General features: G+C 65.2%; 20 protein-coding genes. 17 read left to right on the forward strand and 3 right to left on the reverse strand.

The features are described 5' to 3' along the window. Positions 1-13: 13 nt before the first annotated feature. The 12 genes from BJI69_RS14930 to BJI69_RS14985 all read left to right on the forward strand — a co-directional run bounded on the left by BJI69_RS14930 (position 14) and on the right by BJI69_RS14985 (position 13,527). Complete coding sequence (locus BJI69_RS14930) at positions 14-1,516, forward strand: efflux transporter outer membrane subunit (protein WP_071924992.1); 1,503 nt, start codon at positions 14-16, stop codon at positions 1,514-1,516. 79 nt (positions 1,517-1,595) lie between these two features. Next, positions 1,596-2,117, forward strand: a complete 522-nt coding sequence (locus BJI69_RS14935) for a ZrgA family zinc uptake protein (RefSeq protein ID WP_046967101.1) — start codon at positions 1,596-1,598, stop codon at positions 2,115-2,117. Then, positions 2,114-2,830 carry an ABC transporter ATP-binding protein gene (locus BJI69_RS14940; RefSeq protein ID WP_046967102.1) on the forward strand — a complete coding sequence of 239 codons (717 nt, stop codon included), beginning with the start codon at positions 2,114-2,116 and terminating at the stop codon, positions 2,828-2,830. The genes BJI69_RS14935 and BJI69_RS14940 overlap by 4 nt, the downstream gene beginning before the upstream one ends. 2 nt (positions 2,831-2,832) lie before the next feature. Further along, a complete protein-coding gene (locus tag BJI69_RS14945) occupies positions 2,833-4,089 on the forward strand; it encodes an ABC transporter permease (protein WP_046967103.1) in 1,257 nt (418 codons plus the stop codon). 47 nt (positions 4,090-4,136) lie between these two features. Next, positions 4,137-4,838 (forward strand): DUF3299 domain-containing protein, encoded by a 702-nt coding sequence (locus BJI69_RS14950; RefSeq protein ID WP_244465242.1) that lies wholly within the window; start codon positions 4,137-4,139, stop codon positions 4,836-4,838. A gap of 25 nt (positions 4,839-4,863) precedes the next feature. Beyond that, positions 4,864-6,147, forward strand: a complete 1,284-nt coding sequence (locus BJI69_RS14955; RefSeq protein ID WP_046967104.1) for a GTP-binding protein — start codon at positions 4,864-4,866, stop codon at positions 6,145-6,147. 6 nt (positions 6,148-6,153) lie between these two features. Continuing rightward, positions 6,154-6,921 carry a hypothetical protein gene (locus BJI69_RS14960; protein ID WP_052767103.1) on the forward strand — a complete coding sequence of 256 codons (768 nt, stop codon included), beginning with the start codon at positions 6,154-6,156 and terminating at the stop codon, positions 6,919-6,921. Positions 6,922-6,958: 37 nt separating this feature from the next. Next, a complete protein-coding gene (locus BJI69_RS14965) occupies positions 6,959-7,717 on the forward strand; it encodes a ZIP family metal transporter (RefSeq protein WP_046967105.1) in 759 nt (252 codons plus the stop codon). After that, complete coding sequence (locus tag BJI69_RS14970; protein ID WP_046967106.1) at positions 7,714-9,591, forward strand: SPFH domain-containing protein; 1,878 nt, start codon at positions 7,714-7,716, stop codon at positions 9,589-9,591. Before BJI69_RS14965 ends, BJI69_RS14970 begins: the two co-directional genes overlap by 4 nt. Next, a complete protein-coding gene (locus tag BJI69_RS14975) occupies positions 9,588-10,583 on the forward strand; it encodes an SPFH domain-containing protein (RefSeq protein ID WP_211258476.1) in 996 nt (331 codons plus the stop codon). The genes BJI69_RS14970 and BJI69_RS14975 overlap by 4 nt, the downstream gene beginning before the upstream one ends. Further along, positions 10,580-11,620, forward strand: coding sequence for an SPFH domain-containing protein (locus BJI69_RS14980; RefSeq protein ID WP_046967107.1), 1,041 nt, complete (start codon positions 10,580-10,582; stop codon positions 11,618-11,620). Before BJI69_RS14975 ends, BJI69_RS14980 begins: the two co-directional genes overlap by 4 nt. Further along, positions 11,617-13,527 carry a heavy metal translocating P-type ATPase gene (locus BJI69_RS14985; RefSeq protein WP_046967108.1) on the forward strand — a complete coding sequence of 637 codons (1,911 nt, stop codon included), beginning with the start codon at positions 11,617-11,619 and terminating at the stop codon, positions 13,525-13,527. The genes BJI69_RS14980 and BJI69_RS14985 overlap by 4 nt, the downstream gene beginning before the upstream one ends. Before the next feature lie 37 nt (positions 13,528-13,564). Here BJI69_RS14985 and BJI69_RS14990 read toward each other — a convergent pair whose 3' ends face one another. From BJI69_RS14990 to BJI69_RS15000, 3 genes are all read right to left on the reverse strand, one after another. After that, entirely contained in the window at positions 13,565-14,344 is a 780-nt protein-coding gene (locus BJI69_RS14990; RefSeq protein ID WP_046967109.1) for an alpha/beta fold hydrolase, read from the reverse strand. Positions 14,345-14,475: 131 nt separating this feature from the next. After that, a complete protein-coding gene (locus tag BJI69_RS14995) occupies positions 14,476-15,003 on the reverse strand; it encodes a carbonic anhydrase (protein WP_046967110.1) in 528 nt (175 codons plus the stop codon). Between the two features lie 25 nt (positions 15,004-15,028). Beyond that, positions 15,029-15,907: an NmrA family NAD(P)-binding protein gene (locus BJI69_RS15000; protein WP_046967111.1), complete on the reverse strand. Its 879-nt coding sequence runs from the start codon at positions 15,905-15,907 to the stop codon at positions 15,029-15,031. A gap of 272 nt (positions 15,908-16,179) precedes the next feature. Between BJI69_RS15000 and BJI69_RS15005 the strand changes: the two genes are divergently transcribed. The 5 genes from BJI69_RS15005 (at position 16,180) to BJI69_RS15025 (ending at position 21,997) form a co-directional block, all read left to right on the forward strand. Continuing rightward, the gene (locus BJI69_RS15005; protein WP_046967112.1) at positions 16,180-16,413 is read left to right on the forward strand and encodes a hypothetical protein; all 234 of its coding nucleotides are present in this window, start codon (positions 16,180-16,182) and stop codon (positions 16,411-16,413) included. A gap of 188 nt (positions 16,414-16,601) precedes the next feature. Continuing rightward, the gene (locus tag BJI69_RS15010; protein WP_046967191.1) at positions 16,602-17,447 is read left to right on the forward strand and encodes an SAM-dependent methyltransferase; all 846 of its coding nucleotides are present in this window, start codon (positions 16,602-16,604) and stop codon (positions 17,445-17,447) included. Positions 17,448-17,483: 36 nt separating this feature from the next. Further along, positions 17,484-17,717, forward strand: a complete 234-nt coding sequence (locus tag BJI69_RS15015; RefSeq protein WP_046967113.1) for a hypothetical protein — start codon at positions 17,484-17,486, stop codon at positions 17,715-17,717. A 60-nt stretch (positions 17,718-17,777) separates the two neighbouring features. Continuing rightward, positions 17,778-18,008 (forward strand): hypothetical protein, encoded by a 231-nt coding sequence (locus BJI69_RS15020; protein ID WP_046967114.1) that lies wholly within the window; start codon positions 17,778-17,780, stop codon positions 18,006-18,008. A 797-nt stretch (positions 18,009-18,805) separates the two neighbouring features. Next, entirely contained in the window at positions 18,806-21,997 is a 3,192-nt protein-coding gene (locus BJI69_RS15025; RefSeq protein WP_046967115.1) for a TonB-dependent receptor, read from the forward strand. Positions 21,998-22,009: the final 12 nt, after the last annotated feature.

Raw genomic sequence — 22,009 nt, forward strand, 5'->3', positions numbered from 1 at the left:
TCCGGTATCTTCCATGCGTAAGCTGTCTTCTCGTTCCCTGTCCGTGCTCGCGCTGGCGACGACCGTCCTGCTGGGTGGTTGCGCTGTCGGGCCGGACTTCAAGTCGCCTGAGACCGCCGTGCCGTCGGACTGGTCGTCGTTGCGTGCAGGGGACGCGTCGTTGCACGACGCCGTACCGCAAGGCGCTGCGGTCGCACCGTCGGCCGAGTGGTGGAGATCGTTCGGCGATCCCGTGCTCGACGCCCTGGAGGCGGATGCGGCGACCGCCAACCCCGACCTGCAGACCGCGGCGCTGCGCTTCGCCGAGAGTCGCGCGCAACGGCAGACGGCGGCCGCGCAGGGTGGTCCACAGGTCGACCTGACCGCCAGCGCGCAACGCCAGCGACCGAGCGAGAACGGCGCGACGAGCCGTACCATCGACGTGCTTGCGCCGGCTGACCGCCGCGATGCGCTGGTCAAGCTTCTGAGCCAACCCTATGACATCTACCAGGCCGGCTTCGACGCCTCGTGGGAGCCTGATTTCTGGGGTCGCGTGCGGCGGTCGGTGGAAGCGGCGGACGCGCAAGTGTCGGCGTCGGGTGCGTTGTTCGACGGCGCGAGGCTCGATGTCGCTGCCGATGTGGCGCGCCGGTACTTCGAGTTGCGCGGCACCCAACGACAGATCGCCTTGACGCGTGCCGACCTCGATGCGGCCCAGGATCGCTTCACGCTGATGAAGGCGAGGGCGGACGGCGGCATGGCCAGCGACGTCGACACCACGCAGCAGCAGGCGCTGCTGGCCGACCTTCGTGGCCGCTTGCCTGCCTTGCTGGCGCAGGAGGCGAATGCGCTCGATCAACTCGCCCTGCTGGTCGGAAAGACGCCAGGAAGCCTGCAGGGGAGGTTGGCACCTCTCGGTGATCCGGACGCAACGCCGCCACTGCCGAGTCTCGCGTTGGGCCTTCCTTCCGATGTCGTACGCCGTCGTCCGGATATCCGCCAGGCCGAAGCGCAGCTCCACGAAGCCACGGCGAACACGGGTGTGGCGATCGCCGATCTGTACCCCCGCATCACCTTGGGCGCGAGCTTCGATTTCGAGGCGCTGCACACGGGAGACTTCGGTGACTGGGGTAGTCGTCACTGGTCGGTGGGCCCGAGCCTGGACCTGCCGATCTTCGACATGGGCCGCCGCCGCAGTGTGGTGACCCTGCGCAAACTCCAGCAGCAGGAGGCCGCCGTGGCCTGGCAGAAGAGCGTCTTGCAAGCCTGGTCCGATGTCGACACGGCGCTCAACGCCTACGCCGCCGAACGCCAGCGCAACGCGCAGCTCGTCGAACGCGAGCGTCTTTCGCGCGATGCCTGGTCGCTTGCCGATGTGCGCTACCGGAACGGACGAACGGCCTTCATCGACGCGCTCGACGCGCAGCGAACCCTGCTTGCCGCGCAGCGTGATCGCGCCGACAGCGACGCGCAGCTGGCGACGAAGCGGGTAGCGATCTACAAGGCTATCGGCGGGGGAGACCTACCTAGTCGCTGAGCCATGCCGAAAGTTGGGCTAGCGGAACGCCAGGTATCTCGTGTACGTTATGTTATAACATACACAGGATCGGCGACTCATGAAATTACGAACGTCGTGTTTCCTCGTCCTGGCACTGGCGACGGGGCACGCAGCGGCCGAAGAGCGGCATCTGGGTCCCCATGTCCATGGCCAGGCGACGCTCCAGGTATCGGTGGATGGCCCGACGCTGGCGGTCGGGCTGAGTATTCCCGGCCACGATGCCGTGGGCTTCGAGCATCCGCCCGCCAATGCCGAACAGACGAGCACGTTGGCGAAGGCCACGGAAACCCTCCGCGGCGGTACGTGGCTCGTGCCGGTGGCCGCGGCGGGATGCAAGGCGCTTCCCGCCAAGGTCGTCGCCGACGGGTTCGATGCCAGCGCGAAACCCGGCGCTCACGGCGACTTCGATGTGACGTCCCAGTTCACCTGCGCGAATCCCGCGCAACTCGCTTCGCTCGACGTCGGTCTTTTCAAGGCGTTTCCCGCCTTGCAACGCGTGGTGGTCGACATCGTCGGCGCCAACGGCGCGACTGAGCAGATCCTCGATCGCACGATGACGCGAGTGACGCTTTCCCCATGATTCCTTACACCGACGTTCCGCTGGTGTCGTGCCGCGGGCTGCAATTTCGCTGGCCCGGTTCGGACATCACGTTGACGATGGATGATTTCACCGTCGCCCCGGGCGAGCGCATGTTTCTCTGTGGTCCCAGCGGCAGTGGCAAGAGCACCCTGCTCGGATTGCTGTCGGGCGTCCTGCACGCCACACGCGGTGACGTCACCGTATTGGGCGTTCCGTTCTCCACGCTATCGGCCGAACGTCGCGACCGTTTTCGTGCGGAACATCTCGGTTATGTCTTTCAACAGTTCAACCTGCTGCCGTTCCTGAGCCCGGTCGAGAATGTCCTGCTGGGCTGTGCGTGGTCCCCGACACGCGCAGCACGCGCAGGCGCGACGTACCCGGCGCGGCGTGACGAAGCGATCCGGCTTCTCGATGCGCTGGGCCTGATGGCCCAGCTCGTGGAGCGATCGCGAACGGGAAATCTCAGCGTCGGTCAGCAACAGCGCGTGGCGGTCGCCCGCGCCCTCATCGGCGGCCCGGGCCTGCTCATCGCCGACGAGCCTACGTCCGCACTGGACACGAACAACCGTGACGTCTTCCTTCGCCTTTTGCTCGCCGAGTGCACGCGGCATGGCACGGGCGTCGTCTTCGTCAGCCACGACATGAGCCTGGCCCGTCACTTCGACCGCGCCGTGAGTCTCGGCGACTGCCCGCCTTCGCAGATGGTGGCCTGACCGTGAACCTCCTTTCGCTTGCACTGAAAAGTCTTCGCCAGCGCCGTACAGGTGTACTCCTGACCGTCGTCACCATTGCCCTCAGCGTTTTTCTTCTCCTGGGCGTGGAACGTGTTCGTGTCGATGCCCGTCGGGGCTTTTCCAGCACCGTGTCGGGTACCGATCTTGTCGTCGGCGCTCGCTCCGGTCCGGTCAATCTCCTGCTGTATGCCATCTTCCATGTGGGCGAGGCGACCAACAACATCACCTGGAAGACCTACGAGGACATCCGATCGATGCCGGATGTGGCCTGGGCCGTGCCGCTGTCCCTGGGCGATTCGCACCGCGGCTTTCGCGTCGTCGGCACCACGACGGACTTCTTCACCCACTATCACTACGGAGCGAAGCAGGCCTTGGCGTTTACCCGTGGTGCCGAATTCTCCGATCTCTATGACGCGGTGATCGGTGCGGAGGTCGCCCGCCAGCTGCATTACTCGGTGGGAGACAGCATCGTGCTCGCCCATGGTCTTGGCGGTCCCGCGAGCACGCTCCACGCGGACAAGCCGTTTCGCATCAAGGGCATTCTTGCGCCGACGGGCACCCCGGTCGACGCTACGATCGCAGTGAGCCTCGAGGCGATCGAAGCGATCCATGTCGACTGGCGCGGCGGCATCCGCCTGCCAGGCATGGAAGCGAGCGCCGAGGCCGCCCGCCATATGGACCTGACGCCGAAGGCGATTACCGCTTGCCTGGTCGGTCTGAAGTCACGCCTTTCGTCGTTCGCGGTGCAGCGGGCGATCAACGAGTATCCCGACGAAGCCTTGCTTGCCGTACTGCCTGGCGTCGCCCTCGGTGAACTCTGGCATTTGATCGGCACCGCGGAGAATGCGCTTCGGGCCGTCAGCGTGATGGTCGTGCTGGTCGGCATGTCGGGCATGCTCACCGCGCTTCTGGCGATGTTGAATGAGCGCCGCCGCGAGATGGCCATTCTCAGGGCGGTCGGCGCCTCGGCGCGCACGGTGTTCGCGCTTCTGGTGATCGAAAGCACCCTGCTGACGACGTTTGGCGCGATCCTTGGCTGCCTGCTTTTATTCGGTGTCGTCGCGATCGGGCACGACTACCTGTTGGCCAATGCGGGCCTCGTCCTGGAGCTGGCGCCGTCGGCCACCGAGTGGTGGTTACTCGGTGCTGTCATTGTCCTCGGTGTGTTCGCCGGTGCGATTCCCGGCGCGATCGCCTACCGACGCTCGCTCGTCGACGGCTTGCAGGTGCGTCTGTGAAGCGCGGCGTCGTGAGCGGATGGACTCACGCGGCGGTGTTGCCGGCCGTGCTGTTGGCAGCGATGTTGGCCGGATGCTCCGGGTCGTCCGGCGGAAACGTCGCGGACGGGCCGGCGCCGGCCGCTACGAGTGCGCTCGCCCAGGCACAGGCTGAAGCCGATACGGGTCGTGCACAGCGAGCGGCTGCTGGTGCGGCGGGTATAGCCGCGGCCAATGCCTACGCGGCGGCGCACGGCGTGTCGAAAGCCGCAGCCCCAGCAAACGCGGATCTCCTTGGCCCTCCCGATGCGAACGGCTTTGCCGATCTGGACTGGACGCGGATGGTGCCCCCCGAGGATTTCAAGACGCTCGAGAATGCGCCCCCGGTGCTGCATGTCGGCAACCAGCGCATGAAGCAGATCGGCACGCTGCATACGGTCGATGCGCTCAATGGCGCAAAAGTTCGATTGTCGGGCTATGTCGTTCCGCTCGAATCCGATAGCGAGGGGAATATGGTGGAGTTCTTCTTCGTGCCGTTCTACGGCGCGTGCATCCATGTCCCTCCGCCGCCGCCGAACATGCTCGTGCATGTGCGGCTGTCCCACGGGATTCCCACGCCAAGCCTGTACGACCCTTTGACGCTCAAGGGCGTGATGCACATCCAGGTCACCGAGAACGCGCTGGCTGCATCGGCCTATGCCGTGGACAACGGCACGTTGGAACCCTATAGCAACACCGACGACGACCGCCTCCGCCGTGCGTTCGAATAAGACCGTACTACCGCAGGAAAACCGCATGAATACCATCGCATCCGTGAGAACCGCCGCGCTGCCGGTCACCGTGCTTTCCGGCTTTCTCGGCGCCGGAAAGACCACCCTGCTCAATCATGTCCTGCGTAACCGCCAGGGCCTTCGCGTTGCCGTGATCGTCAACGATATGAGCGAAGTCAACATCGATGCCGGCTTGGTGCGGAACGGCGGCGCGGAACTCAGCCGTACGGAGGAGAAGCTCGTCGAGTTCTCCAATGGCTGCATCTGCTGCACGCTGCGCGACGATCTGATGCAGGAGGTGCGTCGTCTCGCGGCAGAGGACCGGTTCGACTACCTGCTCATCGAATCGACCGGCATTTCCGAGCCGTTGCCGGTGGCAGCGACGTTCCACGTGCGCGACGAAGCCGGCTTTTCCCTCGCCGATGTCGCACGGCTGGACACCATGGTGACGGTCGTCGACGGCCGTAGCTTCCTCCGGGATTTCTGCTCGAGCGACAGTCTCGAGCAACTCGGTGAAGTCGCCGGCGAGGGCGACGAACGCTCGCTGGTGACGTTGTTGACCGAACAGGTCGAGTTTGCGGACGTCATCGTCGTCAACAAATGCGACCAGCTCGACGATGACGCAAGGCACGAAGTGAGGCGTGTGCTCCGCGCCCTCAATCGGGACGCGCACCTGGTCGACGCCGAACATGGCGAGGTCGACCTTGCATCGATCCTGGCGACGGGGCGCTTCGACTACGAGCGTGCCCAGCGAGCGCCGGGCTGGGTGAAGGAACTGATGGGCGAACATACGCCGGAGACCGAGGCGTACGGCATCACCAGCTTTGTCTACCGGAACACGCGGCCGTTTCATCCCGGGCGCTTCATGGACATCCTCAACGCAGGTATTCCCGGCGTGCTGCGCGCGAAGGGCTATTTCTGGCTTGCCAGCCGGATGGACTGGGTCGGCAGCCTCGCCATCGCCGGCGGCGCCACGGAGTCCCTGGCGGGCGGCCATTGGTGGGCCAGCCGTCACCGCGTGAACGAGGGGCTGAAGAAGCCCTTCGCCCTGGCGGACCTGGGCGTCGCCGCACCGGATGCGAACGAGCTACCCCGCGAAGGTGAGCGCCGCGCCTTGCTCGACATCTGGCATCCGAGGTTCGGCGACCGTCGCCAGGAGCTCGTGCTCATCGGCGTCGACATGCCGGAAGCGGATATCCGCAAGGCGCTCGATGCCTGCGTATTGCGTGACGACGAGTTCATCCATGGACCGGAGGCATGGCAGCGGCTGTCCGATCCGTTCCCCTCGTGGTCGCTGGCGGAGCGCTGATTCTCGGTGCGTGCCTTGCTGACCCATCCCCGGTGGCTGCTCGTCGTTGCAGGCATGTCGACCGCCTTCGTGCTCGTGCTCGTCGCGAGAAGGACAACGAATGGCACCGACCACGCGGCCACGGTGGTCGACGTCCCGCGCCCGGTGACATCGACCCCTGGAACGACGGCTGTCCTGGCGCCACGTGTCGACGCGGGTGACGCGCTAACGGCGATCGGTCCCTCGCTGGTCGCCACGCCGGAAGCGGCCTATGACGTGGTCTTCCTCACCGTGGCGGCAGCGTATGGGCGCTGCGCGCCAACGCACGCCCACGAGTTCGGTGCGATGGCGGCACGTGCCCGACTGCCCGTGCTGGCGGGACTGACCAGTGTGCTGGGTCCGCGTACCGGCAGCCGCGCGGCCTTGCTTGTCGGTATCCGCGAGCTGGCCGCCCGCGTCCCCTGTAACGGGCCCTTCGATCTGTCGATCGGACCCTTTCGCCAACGCGTGACGATCCAGGCCTATGCCGCCTCGTTTCCCGACAGCTACTTCGAGCCGGATCTGTCCACCGCACCGGTGGCGTTCGCGGGTCGCACGCTCGCCGAGCGCGCCAGCGATTCGTGCAATGGCGTCGCTTACGCGGTCCTGCCGCTCGATGCTCCACGCGCATGGCAGTGCACCGCCCTTCGCGCCGAAGCGCGCCGCCACATCGCCGCGCTATGTGGCGGCTCGGCCGATGCCGCCGCCCAACAGATTCATGACGTCGTGACGCGACTTCCTTCGACGTGCCAGTGACTCCTTTCGCACTCCGCTCAACCTCAGGACACCTGCCTTGATCCCGTACAAGAACTTCGACGAAGTGGTGTTGGCCGCCTGCTTCCTTGCCGCCATATCGCTTGTGTCGCGCCTTGTCGTCTGGCTTCCCGGCGGGATGTTGTCGTCCTGGCTGGTCTGGTTGCAGTCGCTGGCGGTCGGGCTGCTCATCGGTGACGCGCTGCTGCATGTCCTGCCGGAAGCCGTGGAAACCGGGCAACCGTTCGAGCGCGTCATGGTGGCGCTCGCGGCCGGCGCACTGGTACTGGTCGCGGTCGAATGCTGGATTCGTTGGACACCCGGCGCGACGACGGAGGAGGGCGCGCAGCGTACGCCTTTCGCCCGCATGAACCTGGCGGGCGACTTCGTTCACCACGTCGTCGACGGCGTCATCGTCGCGGCGGCATTCATCGGCGGCGAAGCCACGGGCATCGCCGTCATGCTGGCGATCGCCCTGCATGAAGTGCCGCGTGAACTCAGTAGCGCCAGTGTGCTGGTCGCTGGCGGTTACCCACCGCGGCGCGCCTTCGTGCTTTCGCTGGCGATGGCCCTGGGAGTGCCCTTCGGTGCCCTGATCATGCAACTCGTGCCGCTGACGCCGGTCGGCCTCGGGCTGGCGCTGGCTGCGGCATCGGGCACGGTGCTCTACGTCGCGCTCGCGGACATCCTGCCCGGGGTCTGGGCCCGGTTGGCACCCAACCAGCGGGCCGCTCCCGCCATTGGCATGGGGGCGGGCTTCTTCGTCATGTGGCTGGCTGCGCGTATGGAGCAGGGATGAGCATCAAACGTCCTCCGCCGGCCTGGGCACTCCACGCGCTGGGTTCTGTACTGCTCATTGGCGCTATCGCCTGCCTTGCGGCGGCCAGTGTGCCGGTGCGCGTGCTGGGACTCACGCTCCTGTTCGCGGCCACCGGCCTGTTCAGCGAAGGCGTGACTGCACAGGTGCGCGGTCGCCCCACCGCATGGGTCGGACCGTTCCGCGCGATGGTGTATCGACGGCTGCCCGCCAACATCGTGCTTCGGCGCGGCGTGCTGGCCGCGCGCGAGGCACGTCGTCGCTTCGATACCATCGACTGGGTGGGCGACTGGCTCCCTGGATTGATCGCGTTCGGCGGCGGCGGCCTCTGCCTCGCCGTCGCGATCGTGCACTTCAAGGCGGTGGGTCAGGCCATGGGTGCACCGGCCACCTATTCGGCGGCGATCCTCCTGGTGGCCGGCATGCCGCTGCTGATTCTCCAGCGCCTCCTCGTCGCCCGTGCGACGGGGTCCGGTCCGGCCGTGGAGACGGTGCTGCGGATCCCCCTCGTGTCGAGTCTCGTCCTTGGCGCAGCGACCCTCTTTGCCTCGCTCGGCTACATCTGGGCGGAGTGGTTCGCGCTGGTGCCACTGGTCCTGGTATCGCTCGCCGCCGCCGAGGCCATGATTCGCGCAAGCGCGTTGCTGTTCACGCCGAAGCGTCCCTTTGCCGAGCGAACCTCGGCGGCGCTGACCTGGACGGCGAGCCTGCTGCGCCTGCAATGGCCACGTGTCTCGCGCGGGAGCGCGTGGTTGCGGCAGGCGTATGGCATCGATCTGTCGCAGAGCTGGGTGCTCGCCTACGCACTTCGCGCCGTCTTGCCCGTCACCGCCGCGCTAGCCGTCTTTGCCTGGCTGGCTACCGGCGTGACGGTACTCGGCGTCGATGAGCGGGCGGTGGTCGAACACATGGGACGTCCGGTCGGGCTCGTCGGTCCGGGTCTGCATCTCCACGCGCCGTGGCCTTTTGCACGCACGCGTACGGTCGAATTCGGGGCCGTGCACCAGATGCCTATCGTCTTCTCGGCGAGGCCGGGCGGACGCTTGCTGGCCGAGCTGGCCAGTGCAGGACGCGCGGACGTCGACGCTGGCATGGATGCCGAAGCCATTCCCGCACCGCCCGCGGATCGACTATGGGATGCGAGTCATCCCGGCGAAGCGAGCTACCTCATCGCGAGCAGCACGGGAGGGCGCGAGGGCTTCCAGATCGTCAACGTCGACCTGCGTGTGATGTTCCGCGTGCCCGACAACCACGACGGCGTGCTCGAGTCGGTCTACGGCAGCTCCGATGCGGCGGGACTGATACGCGTGGCCGCGGGCCGGCTTCTCGTCTCGCACTTCGCGACATCGACGCTCGACCAGCTGCTCGGTGAAAACCGCAGCGTGTTCGTCGAGCGCTTCAGGCGCGACCTCCAGGCCAATGTCAGCGCATTCCACGCCGGTATCGCCATTGTCGGCGTCGTCGTGGAAGCGATTCATCCGCCACCCGGCGCGGCGATGGCGTACCACAACGTCCAGGCTTCGGAGATTCGGGCGGACGCCATGCGTTTCGACAGTCGCGCGCGAGCCTATGCGCTACGCGGCTCTGCCAGCCAGGACGCGTTGCGCACGGTGAATCTCGCCAAAGCCAGCGCCGCGGAGCAACTGGCGTCCGCCACCGCGACGAGGACGACCTTCGAAGCCGATACGCGAAGCCTCGCCGCCGGACACGACGTCTTCGTCTTCGAAAGCTGGCTCACTCATCTTCGCAACGACCTTGGCAAGGCCCACCTTACCGTCGTCGATCATCGCATCGACGGCACCCAGACCACGCTGGACTTGCGACCCTTCGCAGGATCCACAGGGGGAACACTTTGAACACGCCTGCCGATTACGCCGACCCCGCCACCGTGCCGCACGATTCGCCGCCGGTATCCCACCTGCGACACGTGTCCCGCTGGATCGTCGCCAGCGTTATCGTCGTTCTCGCCGTCGCGGCAGCGTCCTTCGTCGTGGTGAGTCCGGGGCAGGGTGTCGTCATCACCCGGCTGGGAAAACCGGTGCGCGTGCTGGTCGATGCAGGCGGCGCACTGAAGTGGCCAGCGCCGATCGAAGCGACGACGGATATCGACTTGCGCCTTCGCACGACGTCCAGCGGCCTGCAGGACGTCGGCACCCGTGACGGCCTTCGTGTGCTGGTGCAGGCTTATGTGGTCTGGCGTGTTCCTCACGATCCCGACGCCGTCGAGCGCTACCTGCGCGCCGTGCAGAACCAGCCGGACGTCGCCGCGTCACAGCTCCGGAGCCTGATGGCTTCCTCGCTGGAGATCACGGCGAGCAGCTTCGATCTCGCCCAGCTGGTGAACACGGATCCTGCCAAGGTCCGCCTGGCCGACTTCGAGGCACGCCTGAAGACCCTGGTCGGCCAGCAGGCGCGAACCGTTTACGGCGTGGACGTCGAGCAGGCGGGTATCGAGCGCCTGACGTTGTCGACGGAAGCGCTGCAGGCAACCATCGAGCGCATGAAGGCGGAGCGCGACACGGCGTCCGCCCAGCGCTCGGCGGAAGGGCAGCGGGAGGCCGCGCAGGTCGTCTCCGAAGCCGAGCGCGACGCACGCATCGCCATCGCCGGGGCCAAGGCGGAGGCGTCGTCGATCGAAGCGGATGCCCAGGTGCAGTCGGCCTCGGTGTACCAGCAGGCCTACGCCTCCGATCCGGCGTTGTACACGCTGCTGCGTTCGTTCGACACGCTCGATGCGACGATCACGCCGAGCACGCGCCTCGTCCTGCGCACGGATGCCGCGCCGTTCCGTCTGCTGGTCGATGGACCGGTGCCGCACAGCGCCGCTCCGGCGAAATCCCGGCCATGAGTGCTGTGCCAGCGGTGTCCCTCCTTGGCGATGCGCTCAAGTGGTCGTTTCGGCTGCTCTTCGGCCTGGTCGGTTTGCTTGCCCTGGCCTGGGCGGTGACCGGCGTGTCGCGTGTAGCACCGGACAGCCAGGCGGTCGTCACCCGCTTCGGTCAGGTCATCCGTGAAAGCGGGCCCGGCCTGCTGGTGAGTTGGCCGACGCCGATCGATCGCATCATCGTCCTGCCATCCCCAGGGCGGCAGGTACAGTTCTCGCCCGAGGCCCTGGAAATCGGTGGATCGTTACCGCCGCCGGGCGATGAGTTGTCCACCGGCTACATCGTCAACGACGAGGCGCGCGAGAACACCTGGTTCTTCCTCACCGGCGATGGCGGCATCGTGCATCTGCGCGTCACCGTGTTCTACCAGATCACCGATGCGACCGCGTACGTCATTTCCGCCGACCACGTCGAGCCGGCGCTTCGCAGGGCGGTCGTTGCCGCGGCAGTCAGCGTGTGCGCCAGCCGGGACATGGATTCCATCCTCGTCGCGCGTCCGGAGCGGGCCAACGATCCTTCCTATGCGGCGCGCCGGGAACGCTTTCGTACGGACCTGGTGGCTCTGATCAACCAGCGCCTCGATGCCATGGGCTCGACGCGCGAGGGCCTCGGCATCCGGGTGGCCCGCACCGATGTCGTCGCCAGCATCCCTGCCGGGGCCAAGGCGTCGTTCGATAACGTGCTCCAGGTGTCGCAACAGGTCGAGCGTGCGCTCGCGCAGGCGCGTACCACGGCGGAAATCCGTCGGCAGTCGGCCGAACAAATGCGTGAGCAGACGCTCGACGAAGCACGCGCCAGGGCGCAGGAAACCGTGAGCGCAGCCAAGAGCAATTCAGCCCTCGTGCTCGCGCTCGGCAAGGACACGACCATGAGTCATGCGATGGTGCTCGATCAGGTGTATCGGGAGCGCATCAAGTCGCTCTTCGATGTCGCCGAGCGCGTGGATACCGTTCCCGCAGGTGTCGGCGGCCGGGTCCTCGTGCCGGGGGTAGGCCAGTGAACGCGGCAGTCAACGCGCCACCCGTACCGGCTGCCCTGCTGACCCGGCGCGAGCGTCGCCACTGGCGGCTGCGCATCGTGCTGGTCCTCTGGTCGCTGGGCTTGCTCGGGCTGGCGTGGCTGCTCGGTATCGCGGCGGACACGCTGACCGTCGAGCGGCAACTGCTCACGGCACTCGCCGCGGTCCTGATGGGCGGCCCGGTCATGGCCGCCGCCTTTCGTAGTCTCCGCCAGCCGGATCTCCATGGTGTCGTCGATCAACTCGTCGCCCTGGCGGTGATCGCGTGCTGGGTTTCGGCGGACTTCGTCACGGCGACGCTGTTGCCGGTGGTGATGATGATCGGCCGCGTGCTCGAGGATCGCTCCTTGCTGGGGTCGCGCGAGGCGGTGGAGGCGTTGTCGAATCTCACCACGGCCGTCGCCCGACGCATCGACGCCGAAGGGGTGGTGACGTCGATCGATGTCGCGGCGCTTCGGCCGGGCGATACCGTCGAAGTGCGTGCCGGCGACAAGGTGCCGGCGGATGGGGTCGTCGTCGATGGCGTGGCGAGCCTGGATACCGCGTCGTTGACCGGTGAGTCATTGCCCATGGAGGCGACGCTCGGGCAGACCGTGCTGGGTGGCTCGGTGAGTCTGAACGGGGTGCTCCGCGTCCGTGTCACGCGTGTCGGTGGCGATAGCGCACTGGGCAGGGTCGTGGCCCTGATGCAGGAGGCTGAGCGTAGCAAGCCGGCGGTGACCCGCCTCTTGGAACGCTACGCGGGCAAGTACCTGATCCTGGTCATCCTGCTCGCCGCGATGGTCTGGTTCACCACGCTGAACTCGGCCGCGGTTCTCGCGCTGCTGGTTGCTGCCTGTCCCTCCGCCATGGTGCTTGCCGCGCCGTCCACGGCGTTGGCGGCAGTCAGCGTCGCCGCGCGTCACGGCATCCTGCTCAAGAGCAGTGTCTTCCTCGAACGTCTCGCCGATGCGGACGCCGTGGTGCTCGACAAGACAGGCACCGTCACGACCGGCCAGCTTCGCGTGGTCGACGTCAGGTGCGAGCCCGGCGTGTCGTCCGACCATCTCCGCGCGCTCGCCCGTGCACTGGGCCGCGTGAGCAGTCATCCCGTAGGACGCGCCCTGGCACACCTTTCCGGCGACGACGATGTCGTTCTCGCCGAGGTGCACGAGCAAGCCGGCTTCGGCATGGTGGCGATGGCCCCGCAAGGCCAGGTGCTGCTAGGCCGCGAAGCCTTGTTCACCGCGCACGGCATCACATGCGATCCCGCGCCCTCGCATGCCGGCCCCGTGGCGGGCGTCTCCGAAGGGACGCGGTTTCTCGGCTGGATCCTGCTTGCCGACGAACTTCGAGCCGGTGTCGCGGCGACGCTCGATGCCCTGCGCGACCTCGGCCTTGGCCGGCAGACATTGCTCACGGGCGACCGGGCCAGTGAAGCCGATCGCATTGCGCGTCTGGTCGGCATCGATGAGGTCGTTGCCGGCGCCCTGCCGCACGACAAGCTGGCCTTTGTTCGTCAACTGGTCGACAGCGGCGGGCGACCGATCGTCGTTGGCGACGGCATCAACGACGCATTGGCGTTGAGGGCGGGTGCGGTAGGCATCGCCATGGGCGGGCAGGGCAGCGACATCGCCATGGCCTCGGCGGACATCGTACTCACGGGGCACGATTTCGCTCGTGTGGCGACGTGTGTCCGCCTCGGCCGTCGTGCGCGCCGCACCCTTCAGCTCAATCTCGCCCTGAGCGCTGGTTGGACGGTCGTACTCATCACGCTCGCGCTGGTCGGTGGCGGTGGCAGCGGTGGCGCGTTGACGGCGGCGGTCCTCCAGAACTGCGCTGCCTTCGGCGTGCTGGCGAGTGCAGGGCGCCTGTTACGGTTCGACGAGAGAAGCGGCGTAAACGAATAAGCGCCCCGCCTGGCCTTGCCCGGCGGGGCGTCGCCGATTAGTGGGCGCTGCTGACGCTCTTCACCGCATCCTCGATCACGGCCGCCACTTCTCGCGGATGTGATAGCAGCGATACATGGCTGGACGGAAGAACGGTGGTCTTGGCGTTCATCGCCTTGGCTACATCGCGCTCCAGCTGCGGATTGATCACGCGGTCGTTGGCCGAGACGACGTACCACGACGGCTTCGTCTTCCAGGCAGCGACGGTCACCTTGTCACTGAAGGTGGACTGGGCCAGCGCGCCCTGGGTGACGGCGAGCGTGGCGGCGTCGGCCTTCGGGATATCCGGCGCGAAGTTGTCACGCACGCCTTCGGCGGTCTGGTAGAGAAAGCCATGACCATCGTCGCGGATCGTCGAGAGCGCAGGCGTCTTGGGATACGCGCCAACCAGTTCGCCGGCCGACTGGCCGTCCTTGTTGGCAAAGGCCGCCACGTAGACCAGGCCTGCGACACGGGCGTCGTTACCCGCTTCGGTGATCACGGTGCCTGCCCAACTGTGGCCGACGAGGATGACCTTGCCGCTGGCCGATGCCATCGTGCGCTGGGTAGCGGCAACGTCATCTGCCAATGAGGTCAGCGGGTTCTGCACCACGAGCACCTTGATGCCCTTGGCCTGAAGCAGGGGAATGACCTTGTTCCAGCTGGAACCGTCGGCCCACGCGCCGTGGACGAGGACCACGGTGACGTCCTGCGCCGGGGCAGCCGTCGGTGCGGCGAAGGAGGAACCGGTTGCCACGGCGAGTGACAGGGCGGTGATGAGCTTGCGTGTGCGATGCATGGGGTGGTTCCTGAGCGCATGACGGGCCGATGCCCGCGGTACGCCTAGGTTAGGGAGCCGTTCCGCTCATCGATTGAAGGATTGGAACGCGCGTTGTCCTCTGACGCCACGCGCGCGTCCCTCGCCTCGAGTCACGCCGCCGGTGGCACGACCGTCTCGATGAGCCCGGTCGCTACGTCGTACAACAGGCCGGAGATGGTGAAGTTCTTGCCCACGACCGGATGGGCGCGGAGGGCTTCGACGTCGATCGCGACCGCCTTGTACGGGTCGGTGATGGCCTTGGTATCGAGCTGTTCCAGCGGCACGCCCATATACGGTGCGAGCAGTTCCGGCGCGTTGTGGTAGCAACCGTTGATACCGCACTGCGTGTGTTGGAGAACGACCAGGTTCCAGTCCTTGCCGACTTCCACGCCGCCCGCCTTGGACACGGTGCTGAGGATCTTCAGGGTTTCGAACAAGGAAGGGTTCACGCGGCCGCCGACGTTGCGGATGATCGCTGCTTCGCCCGGTTGCAGTTTCAGGATATCCATGGGATCGACGCGGGGATCCACGCACCCGATGATCAGGGTCTTGAGCGAAGGGATGATCTTCAGCTCCTGATGGAAACCGTGCTCGGCGAACTCGGCGTTGCGCTGTACGAACTGGGTGATGACGTCCATAACGACCTCGAAGGAGTGAAGGGAATCAGTTGCCGTTGATCTGGTCGGCGTGGAGGCGGGCGAACTCACCCACGGTCATCGAGCGGCGGCCGGTGATCTGTTCCACGTTGTTGTCGGCACCGGCCATGTGGCCGTGCTGGTAGTCGACCATGGCGCCGCTGAGGTGCTGGACGATGTACTCGGGTACACCCATCGCGGCGATCGACTCGGCGTATTCCTGCACCGGGAGATCCTGGAAGACGATCGGACGGCCGAGGGCTTCGGTCAGTTCGGCAGCCATCTGCTCATGGTCCATCTCGACCGGACCGGAGAGCGGCACGATCTTTCCGACGTAACCGTCCGCATTCTTCAGCAGGGCGGCAATGGCGCGGCCCTGGTCATCGGCGGCAATCGGCGAATGACGGCCCTTGCCGACCGGCATGCGCAGGATGCCCTGCTGCAGGTACGGCAGCTGCCAGGGGTAAAGCAGCCATTCGAGGAAGTAGGTGGGGCGCAGGTGGACCACCGGCACGCCAGACCAGTTGAAGACTTCTTCGGAAATGTAGGTATCGCGGCAGGAGTTGCTGCTGGACTCGCGGTCGGCCGAGCGCTGCGAAAGATTGATGATCGTCTTCAGGCCGGTCTCTTTCGCGGCCTGGGCGAAGTTCACCGTGGCGGAAAGCAGCCCCGGGGCCACCGGGTATACGAAGTAAGCCGACTCGACGCCCTGCATGGCGTCGCGCAGCGTGTTCACTTCCTGCAGATCGCCCAGGACCACCTCGGCGCCGAGGGCGCTCAGGGCGGCAGAGCGGTCGTCGTGGCGACGGACCATGGCGCGGACTTCCAGGCCAAGGGCCAGGGCTTCGCGGACCGCGGCGCGGCCGGTGTCGCCGGTGGCACCCGTGATCAGTACTTTCTTGGACATGATGGTATTCCTGACAGAGATTCGCTGGACGGGGGCCCGTCCGACGAAACAAATATCCTCCCGCCCCATCAGAGCCGGTAGCCGTCGGTTCCGGCTATCACTTATCCCGTTTCAGCATCGCTGGGGATTCAGGCCGGAGATCCAGGATGTGCGTCGCTATTTCTTGCGAGCCTATTGCCTTGCAGGCGCTGCGATTGCGGCCGCCGCTCGTCAGTTGACACGGACCCGGCGGAGCCTATGATCTCGTGGCGTTTACTAATCAGGGGAAGATGATGCGCGACACCGTCGATTTGCTAGAAGCCATTGGCCGTGATGCCAACCTGCGTCGTGCCTCGCCCGAGGTTCTTGCCCGGGTACTCGAGGCGACGCATGCCTCGCCCGGCCTGCTTGAACTGGTCGCCAACGGCGACAGCACCGGCCTGAAGAACGAACTCGGTCTGGTCGACAGGTATGTCGAGCACATGAGCCAGACAGGCGCCCACGAAGCGGACCTGTTCCTGAACTAAGGAACCCTCGGCATGACCCGGAACGACCTGACACGCGCAGATCTCTGGAAAGGCTCCCTGTCAGAGCAGGGTGGCCGCCGGTCGTAAATGTGAACTGCGTCGCATCTTGACGAGGGGTCGTCGCCGGTCCTCGGACCGCCATCGGCATGCCCTCGTTTGTCATCATCGCTTTTGCATACTGTGACCCCATGAACACACCCAATTCCGAATCGACCGACGCTCCCCGCGGCAGCATCACCTCCGTAGGCATGGGCATCACCCTGGGCTCACATCTGACGCCCATCGCGCGTAACTACATCGAGACCGCGGATATCGTCTTCGCCGCGCTGTCGGATCATGTCGTCGAACTGTGGCTGGAGCGCTTGAATCCGAACATCCGCAGCCTCCAGCCGTACTACAAGCCGGGCAAGTCCCGGATGAAGACCTATCGCGAATGGGTCGAGGTCATGATGACCGAGGTACGTGCCGGCAAGCGCGTCTGCGCGGTCTTCTACGGCCACCCCGGGATATTTGCCTGGTCGCCGCACAAGGTGATCGAGGTCGCTCGTGCCGAAGGCTACGAGGCGTACATGGAGCCCGGCATTTCCGCCGAGGACTGCCTGTACGCCGATCTCGGCATCGACCCGGCCCGCTTCGGCTGCCAGCATCTCGAAGCCAGCCAGTTGCTGTTTTTCGAGCGCAACCTCGATACGACTGGCCACGTGATTCTCTGGCAGCTCGGCGTCGTCGGCGATCGTTCGCTGGGGCGGTTCCGGACGCCGGATGCGTACCGCGAACTGCTGACCGAGCGTTTGTGCCAGGACTATCCGGCTGACCACGAGGTCATCGTCTATCGCGCGCCGACGCTGCCGATCGAAGGCCCGCATATCCAGCGCGTGGCGCTACGCGACTTCACCTCCGCCGAATACACGGGTCACGAGACGCTGGTGATTCCGCCGGCCCAGGCACTGAAGCCGAACGCCATCATGCGAGCGCGTCTCGATGCACTCGATGCCATCCACGGCTCGGGCGTCGAGCCGGCAGTCACCGCATAATCGTTCGGCCAATCCATCCATCCATAGGGGAAAACCATGCGCGACACCGTCGAATTGCTCGAAGCCATTGGCCGCGATGCCACCTTGCGTCGTGCCTCGCCCGAGGTGCTGGCGCGGACGCTTAGGGCCGTCAATGCCTCGCCCGCCTTGCTCGAACGGGTCACCTTCGGTGACAACACCGCGTTGACGAGCGAGCTGGGACTTAGCGACAGATATACCGAGCACCAGACCCAGACGGCGCATGACGACGAGGATTCCCTCTTCAACTGAGGGAGCGTCGACGGGTTGCTTCAAAGTAGCTGATTCAGCAATGACCACTAGGAGAAGACCATGCGCGACACCGTCGAACTGCTCGAAGCCATCGGCCGCGACGCCAACTTGCGTCGTGCCTCACCTGAAGTGCTTGCGCGGGCGCTCGAAGCGACCCACGCATCGCCCGGCCTGCTCGAACTTGTAGCGCGAGGTAACAGCGCTACCTTGGCTAGCGAACTGGGTCTTGTGGACCGGTACACCGAGCATCAGAGCCAGACAGGCGCGCACGAAGATTCGCTCCTGAACTGAAGAAACGCGGTTCGGCCCTAGGTAGCCTGCTACGCGCAGGCTACCTAGGGCCGGCCGGCCGGTCGCGCGTGTTGTTGCCGCGCTTTCCGACGTGTCCACGTAAGTCGCCCTTTGGCATCCCGTCTCGGTGAAGCCCGTCACACAATTACCCGCCAAACGTCATATTTTTGCAGCGCAGCGTGACTCCGCTTCGCTTTAGCGTCTTAATCTGTCCCCAGGGGATTTAGATCGATCCAAGTCACCGCGCTTTGCATCTTGCCGAGATACGAAGAAAGCGATGGCCTGGACTGGGGTGGGGAGGGCAGAGGGATGGGCGCATCATGCGCCACCCGAGACGTTGCTGCTTCCTGCCAGGCCTGTCTAGGGGAAGGGGAAGCCGCCACATGAAACCAAGTAGCACCTGTACGTCGATGAGCTCACGCCCGCGCGATGCGCGCGTGGCTGTATTCATGATGCCTGCCGCTCGCGGCCCGGATCGTTTCCGTCGAGCTCCCGCCAGCAGTCAGTAGGCGGGACCTGTCACTCGTTGTCGCTGCGTTGCCTCTCGTCGCCAGACGATCGCAACACGGGAAACGCTGTCCTGAGTTCGGAGCAGCAGTCTTCGTCGTAGCGCAATTCACGCCTTGAGTTGTCCCACGCGCACGCTTTCATGCCCGTTGACAGCCAAAAATTTGGATCGATTGAATTCATTGGGGAGGGCGCATGTCGCCATAGAACGGGCATCTGCAGCAGTGATGTAACGGGGGACCATCGCGCCGATTCAAGCAAGGCGCACACCACTGAGGGAAATAAAAAAAATGACTTATCTGCCACTCATGCTCAAGCGCAAGCCGCTTTGCGCCGCGCTAGCCACGGCCACCTTGTCGCTCGTCGGCTATCTGGGGGTCCCGACGACCGCTTTCGCGCAGACCGCCGCGCCTGCCGCAACGACGGTGTCCGCACCGGCACAAACGACTCCCGATGCGACGGTAAAGAAGAACGACAAGGACAAGAAGACAGATAAGCAGAGCAACGACACCGCTGCCGGTCCGACAAACCTGGATACCGTCGTCGTCACCAGCTATCGCCAGTCGATCGACCAGAACGTCCTGGACAAGCGCGACGCGAACTCCATCGTCGAAGTCATCAACGCGCAGAACATCGCGCAGTTCCCCGCCAAGAACATCGCCGACGCATTGGCGCACGTGCCCGGTGTGGTCATCAGTCGCGAATCCGGCGAAGGCAAGACGGTCAGCATTCGTGGCCTGGCGCCCGAGCTGACGCTGACGGAATTGAACGGTAACTACGTCGCCTCGGCCGATACCTCGGCCGGCCTGACGCGCTCGTTCAACTACACCCTGATGCCGGCGAACATGTTCTCCGAGATCAAGCTCTACAAGAGCCTCGAGGCACGCCTGGACGAAGGCGGCATCGGCGGTAACGTCGACCTGCACACGCGCCGTCCGCTGGAAATGAAGGCGAACGACGGCTTCGTGTCCCTCAATGGCGCGGGCTCCGATAACAGCGGCAAGATCACGCCGCAGACCTCGGCCCTGTGGTCGTGGAAGAACAAGGACGAGACGTTCGGCTTCCTCGTCGCCGGTTCGTACCAGAAGCGCCGCGATATCGATTACACAGCCAAGGCGGACAGCTGGCACTGGTGGAGCAACGACTGTACGAGCCAGGCCACGTGTACCGCGCCACCGACGGATGTGCATGGCCGGCCGTACGGTCCCGACGTGGCGCCCAATCTCGACCTGTGGTCCGGCGGCGGTGTCGTCGACCAGGCCGGCAACGTCGATTCGGGCTACTGGATGCCGCAACAGTTTTCCACGAGTCGTAACGAGCTGGACCTGAAGACCAAGGGCGCCCAGGCGACCATGCAGTTCAAGCCCAGCGACCACCTGTTGCTGACCGGTAACTACTTCCGCTTCCAGCGCCAGCAGACCCAGATCACCAACACACTGGAAGTGCCCGAGTGGGGCCTGCCGAGCAACAGCAACTATGCCGACCAGCAGGGCAGGTTGCTCGCGCCCAACGGCCTGACCTTCGATCCGTCGCATACCATCGTCACCGGCGCGAATTACGTTCTCCCGCCCAATGGCGTCGGTTGTAATTCGCTGACCAACCCGGTCACCGGCAAGCCGCGTCAGGCCGTCGATACCTGCTCCACCGAGATTCCGTGGCTGAACGGCAGCTACAACGTCGAAAAGGCCACCTCGCAGACCCTCAACCTGGAAGGCGAGTGGGACAACGGAGGTAGCCTCAGCGGCTCGTTCAACGTCGGCCGCACGTGGGCGACGGGCGGCCCCTCGGTCCAGTTGAGCATGGCCGCCAAACCGCGCAACTTTGTCAACGGCCAGTGGGTGGACGGCAGCAACGGTGCGGCGTGGACGCTCGGCGGCAAGCCGACCCTCACTGCCTCGCCGGATGTGCTGCAAAACATGTTGGCCGGTGCAGGGCAGGTGGATCTGGGCTCGACCGGTTCCAACATGGTCAACACCAGCAACTCGCAGAATTTCGCCCAGGCCGATCTCACCTGGGCTTTCGATTCCAGCTGGTTCCAGTCGCTGCAGTTCGGCTTCAAGTACCGCGACAATCACGCCGAGCAGACGAACAACGAGCAGCGCTGGTACTGCAAGGGTACGACGCTGCAGTTTCAGACCTGCGATCCGAACGCTGGCCAGTTGCCTGCGGGATTCCTCCAGGCGAACTCGCTCGACGGGACCAATGAAGCCTACAGCGACAGCACCTTCCCGGCGATCAATTACCCGGCGTACTACAACTATCTCAACCAGACCTACGACCGGGTGCTGTACAACCACCCCGATGACAAGTCGTCGATTCAGGAGAAGATCGCGGCGGCCTACGTGCAGGCGAACTTCGACACCGGCACCGTCCGCGGTAACGTGGGCCTGCGCTTTGTCAGCACGGGTCAGGACCTGACGGTTGCCAACGAGATCACAACCAACAACGCGGTGTACTACCACGATGGGGGCGGCAACATCCTGATCTGCCCGACGACCGGCCAGAACATTGCCGGCGGTGCCTGCGCACCGGGTGACTTCCAGTACCAGCCGCGCGAAGTGGCAGTCGTGCAGACCTTCGAGAACAGCTCCACGCGCAAGCGCTACAACAAAGCGTTGCCGAGTTTCAATATCGCATGGAACGTCCTGGACGACGTCGTGGTCCGCGCCGCAGGTTCGCAGGCATTGGCGCGCGCCAACTATACGGATCTGGCTCAGCTGGGCAGCCTGACCAACAACACCCAGGCCTACTACGACGACCGCAAGCAGTTCGGCGCACCACTCCCGGGATGGTACGGTAGCGGCGCTAATGCGGACCTGAAACCGTTCACGGCGACCCAGTTCGACCTCGCCACCGAGTGGTACTACGCACCGCATTCGGTGGTTGGCATCGATCTGTTCCAGAAGAAGGTGAAGAACTTCGTCGTACCGGTCACGGTCAACAACATCAATGTCGACGTTAACGGTACGCCGACGAACTTCATGCAGTACAGCACCAATGCCAATGGCCGCTCGGGTACGTCCAAGGGCATCGAGTTCTACACGCAGCACACCTGGGACAACGGCTTCGGCTACATCGCCAACTACACGCTTAACCACACCACGGAAACCCCGGTTTCCCTGGGTGACACGCAGGTGGGCAAGTCCGAGCTGATCGGCAGCGCCAAGTATGCGGCCAACGTGTCGGTGTTCTACGAAAAGAACGGTCTGCTGCTTCGCGCCAGTGACAACTTCACTGGCCGGACCATGCAGGGCCTCGCGGCAGGCCTTCCGATTTATTCGGCGCCGTATCACCAGATCGATCTGAACGGTGACTACGAGTTCAACAAGCACTTCATGGTCACCGCGTCGGTCATCAACCTGTCGAAGTCGACGCCTCACCAGTACCTGGGCAGCGATACCACGGCACGTCTGGTCAGCCTCGAATATGCAGGCCGCCAGTACTACGTAGGCATCACGTACAAGTTCGGTGATGGCGGTTAAAGAAGTCCAGCG

Source organism: Luteibacter rhizovicinus DSM 16549 (assembly GCF_001887595.1).
GTDB classification, from domain to species: domain Bacteria; phylum Pseudomonadota; class Gammaproteobacteria; order Xanthomonadales; family Rhodanobacteraceae; genus Luteibacter; species Luteibacter rhizovicinus.

Excerpts from the sequence above, each read along its gene's own strand:
- BJI69_RS14980 (WP_046967107.1), top strand. The coding sequence starts at position 10,580 with ATGAGTGCTGTGCCAGCGGTGTCCCTCCTTGGCGATGCGCTCAAGTGG.
- BJI69_RS14940 (WP_046967102.1), top strand. The coding sequence starts at position 2,114 with ATGATTCCTTACACCGACGTTCCGCTGGTGTCGTGCCGCGGGCTGCAA.
- BJI69_RS14995 (WP_046967110.1), bottom strand. The coding sequence starts at position 15,003 with ATGGACGTCATCACCCAGTTCGTACAGCGCAACGCCGAGTTCGCCGAG.
- BJI69_RS15025 (WP_046967115.1), top strand. The coding sequence starts at position 18,806 with ATGACTTATCTGCCACTCATGCTCAAGCGCAAGCCGCTTTGCGCCGCG.
- BJI69_RS15015 (WP_046967113.1), top strand. The coding sequence starts at position 17,484 with ATGCGCGACACCGTCGAATTGCTCGAAGCCATTGGCCGCGATGCCACC.
- BJI69_RS14970 (WP_046967106.1), top strand. The coding sequence starts at position 7,714 with ATGAGCATCAAACGTCCTCCGCCGGCCTGGGCACTCCACGCGCTGGGT.
- BJI69_RS14990 (WP_046967109.1), bottom strand. The coding sequence starts at position 14,344 with ATGCATCGCACACGCAAGCTCATCACCGCCCTGTCACTCGCCGTGGCA.
- BJI69_RS15005 (WP_046967112.1), top strand. The coding sequence starts at position 16,180 with ATGCGCGACACCGTCGATTTGCTAGAAGCCATTGGCCGTGATGCCAAC.
- BJI69_RS14955 (WP_046967104.1), top strand. The coding sequence starts at position 4,864 with ATGAATACCATCGCATCCGTGAGAACCGCCGCGCTGCCGGTCACCGTG.
- BJI69_RS14930 (WP_071924992.1), top strand. The coding sequence starts at position 14 with ATGCGTAAGCTGTCTTCTCGTTCCCTGTCCGTGCTCGCGCTGGCGACG.
- BJI69_RS15000 (WP_046967111.1), bottom strand. The coding sequence starts at position 15,907 with ATGTCCAAGAAAGTACTGATCACGGGTGCCACCGGCGACACCGGCCGC.
- BJI69_RS15020 (WP_046967114.1), top strand. The coding sequence starts at position 17,778 with ATGCGCGACACCGTCGAACTGCTCGAAGCCATCGGCCGCGACGCCAAC.
- BJI69_RS15010 (WP_046967191.1), top strand. The coding sequence starts at position 16,602 with ATGAACACACCCAATTCCGAATCGACCGACGCTCCCCGCGGCAGCATC.
- BJI69_RS14935 (WP_046967101.1), top strand. The coding sequence starts at position 1,596 with ATGAAATTACGAACGTCGTGTTTCCTCGTCCTGGCACTGGCGACGGGG.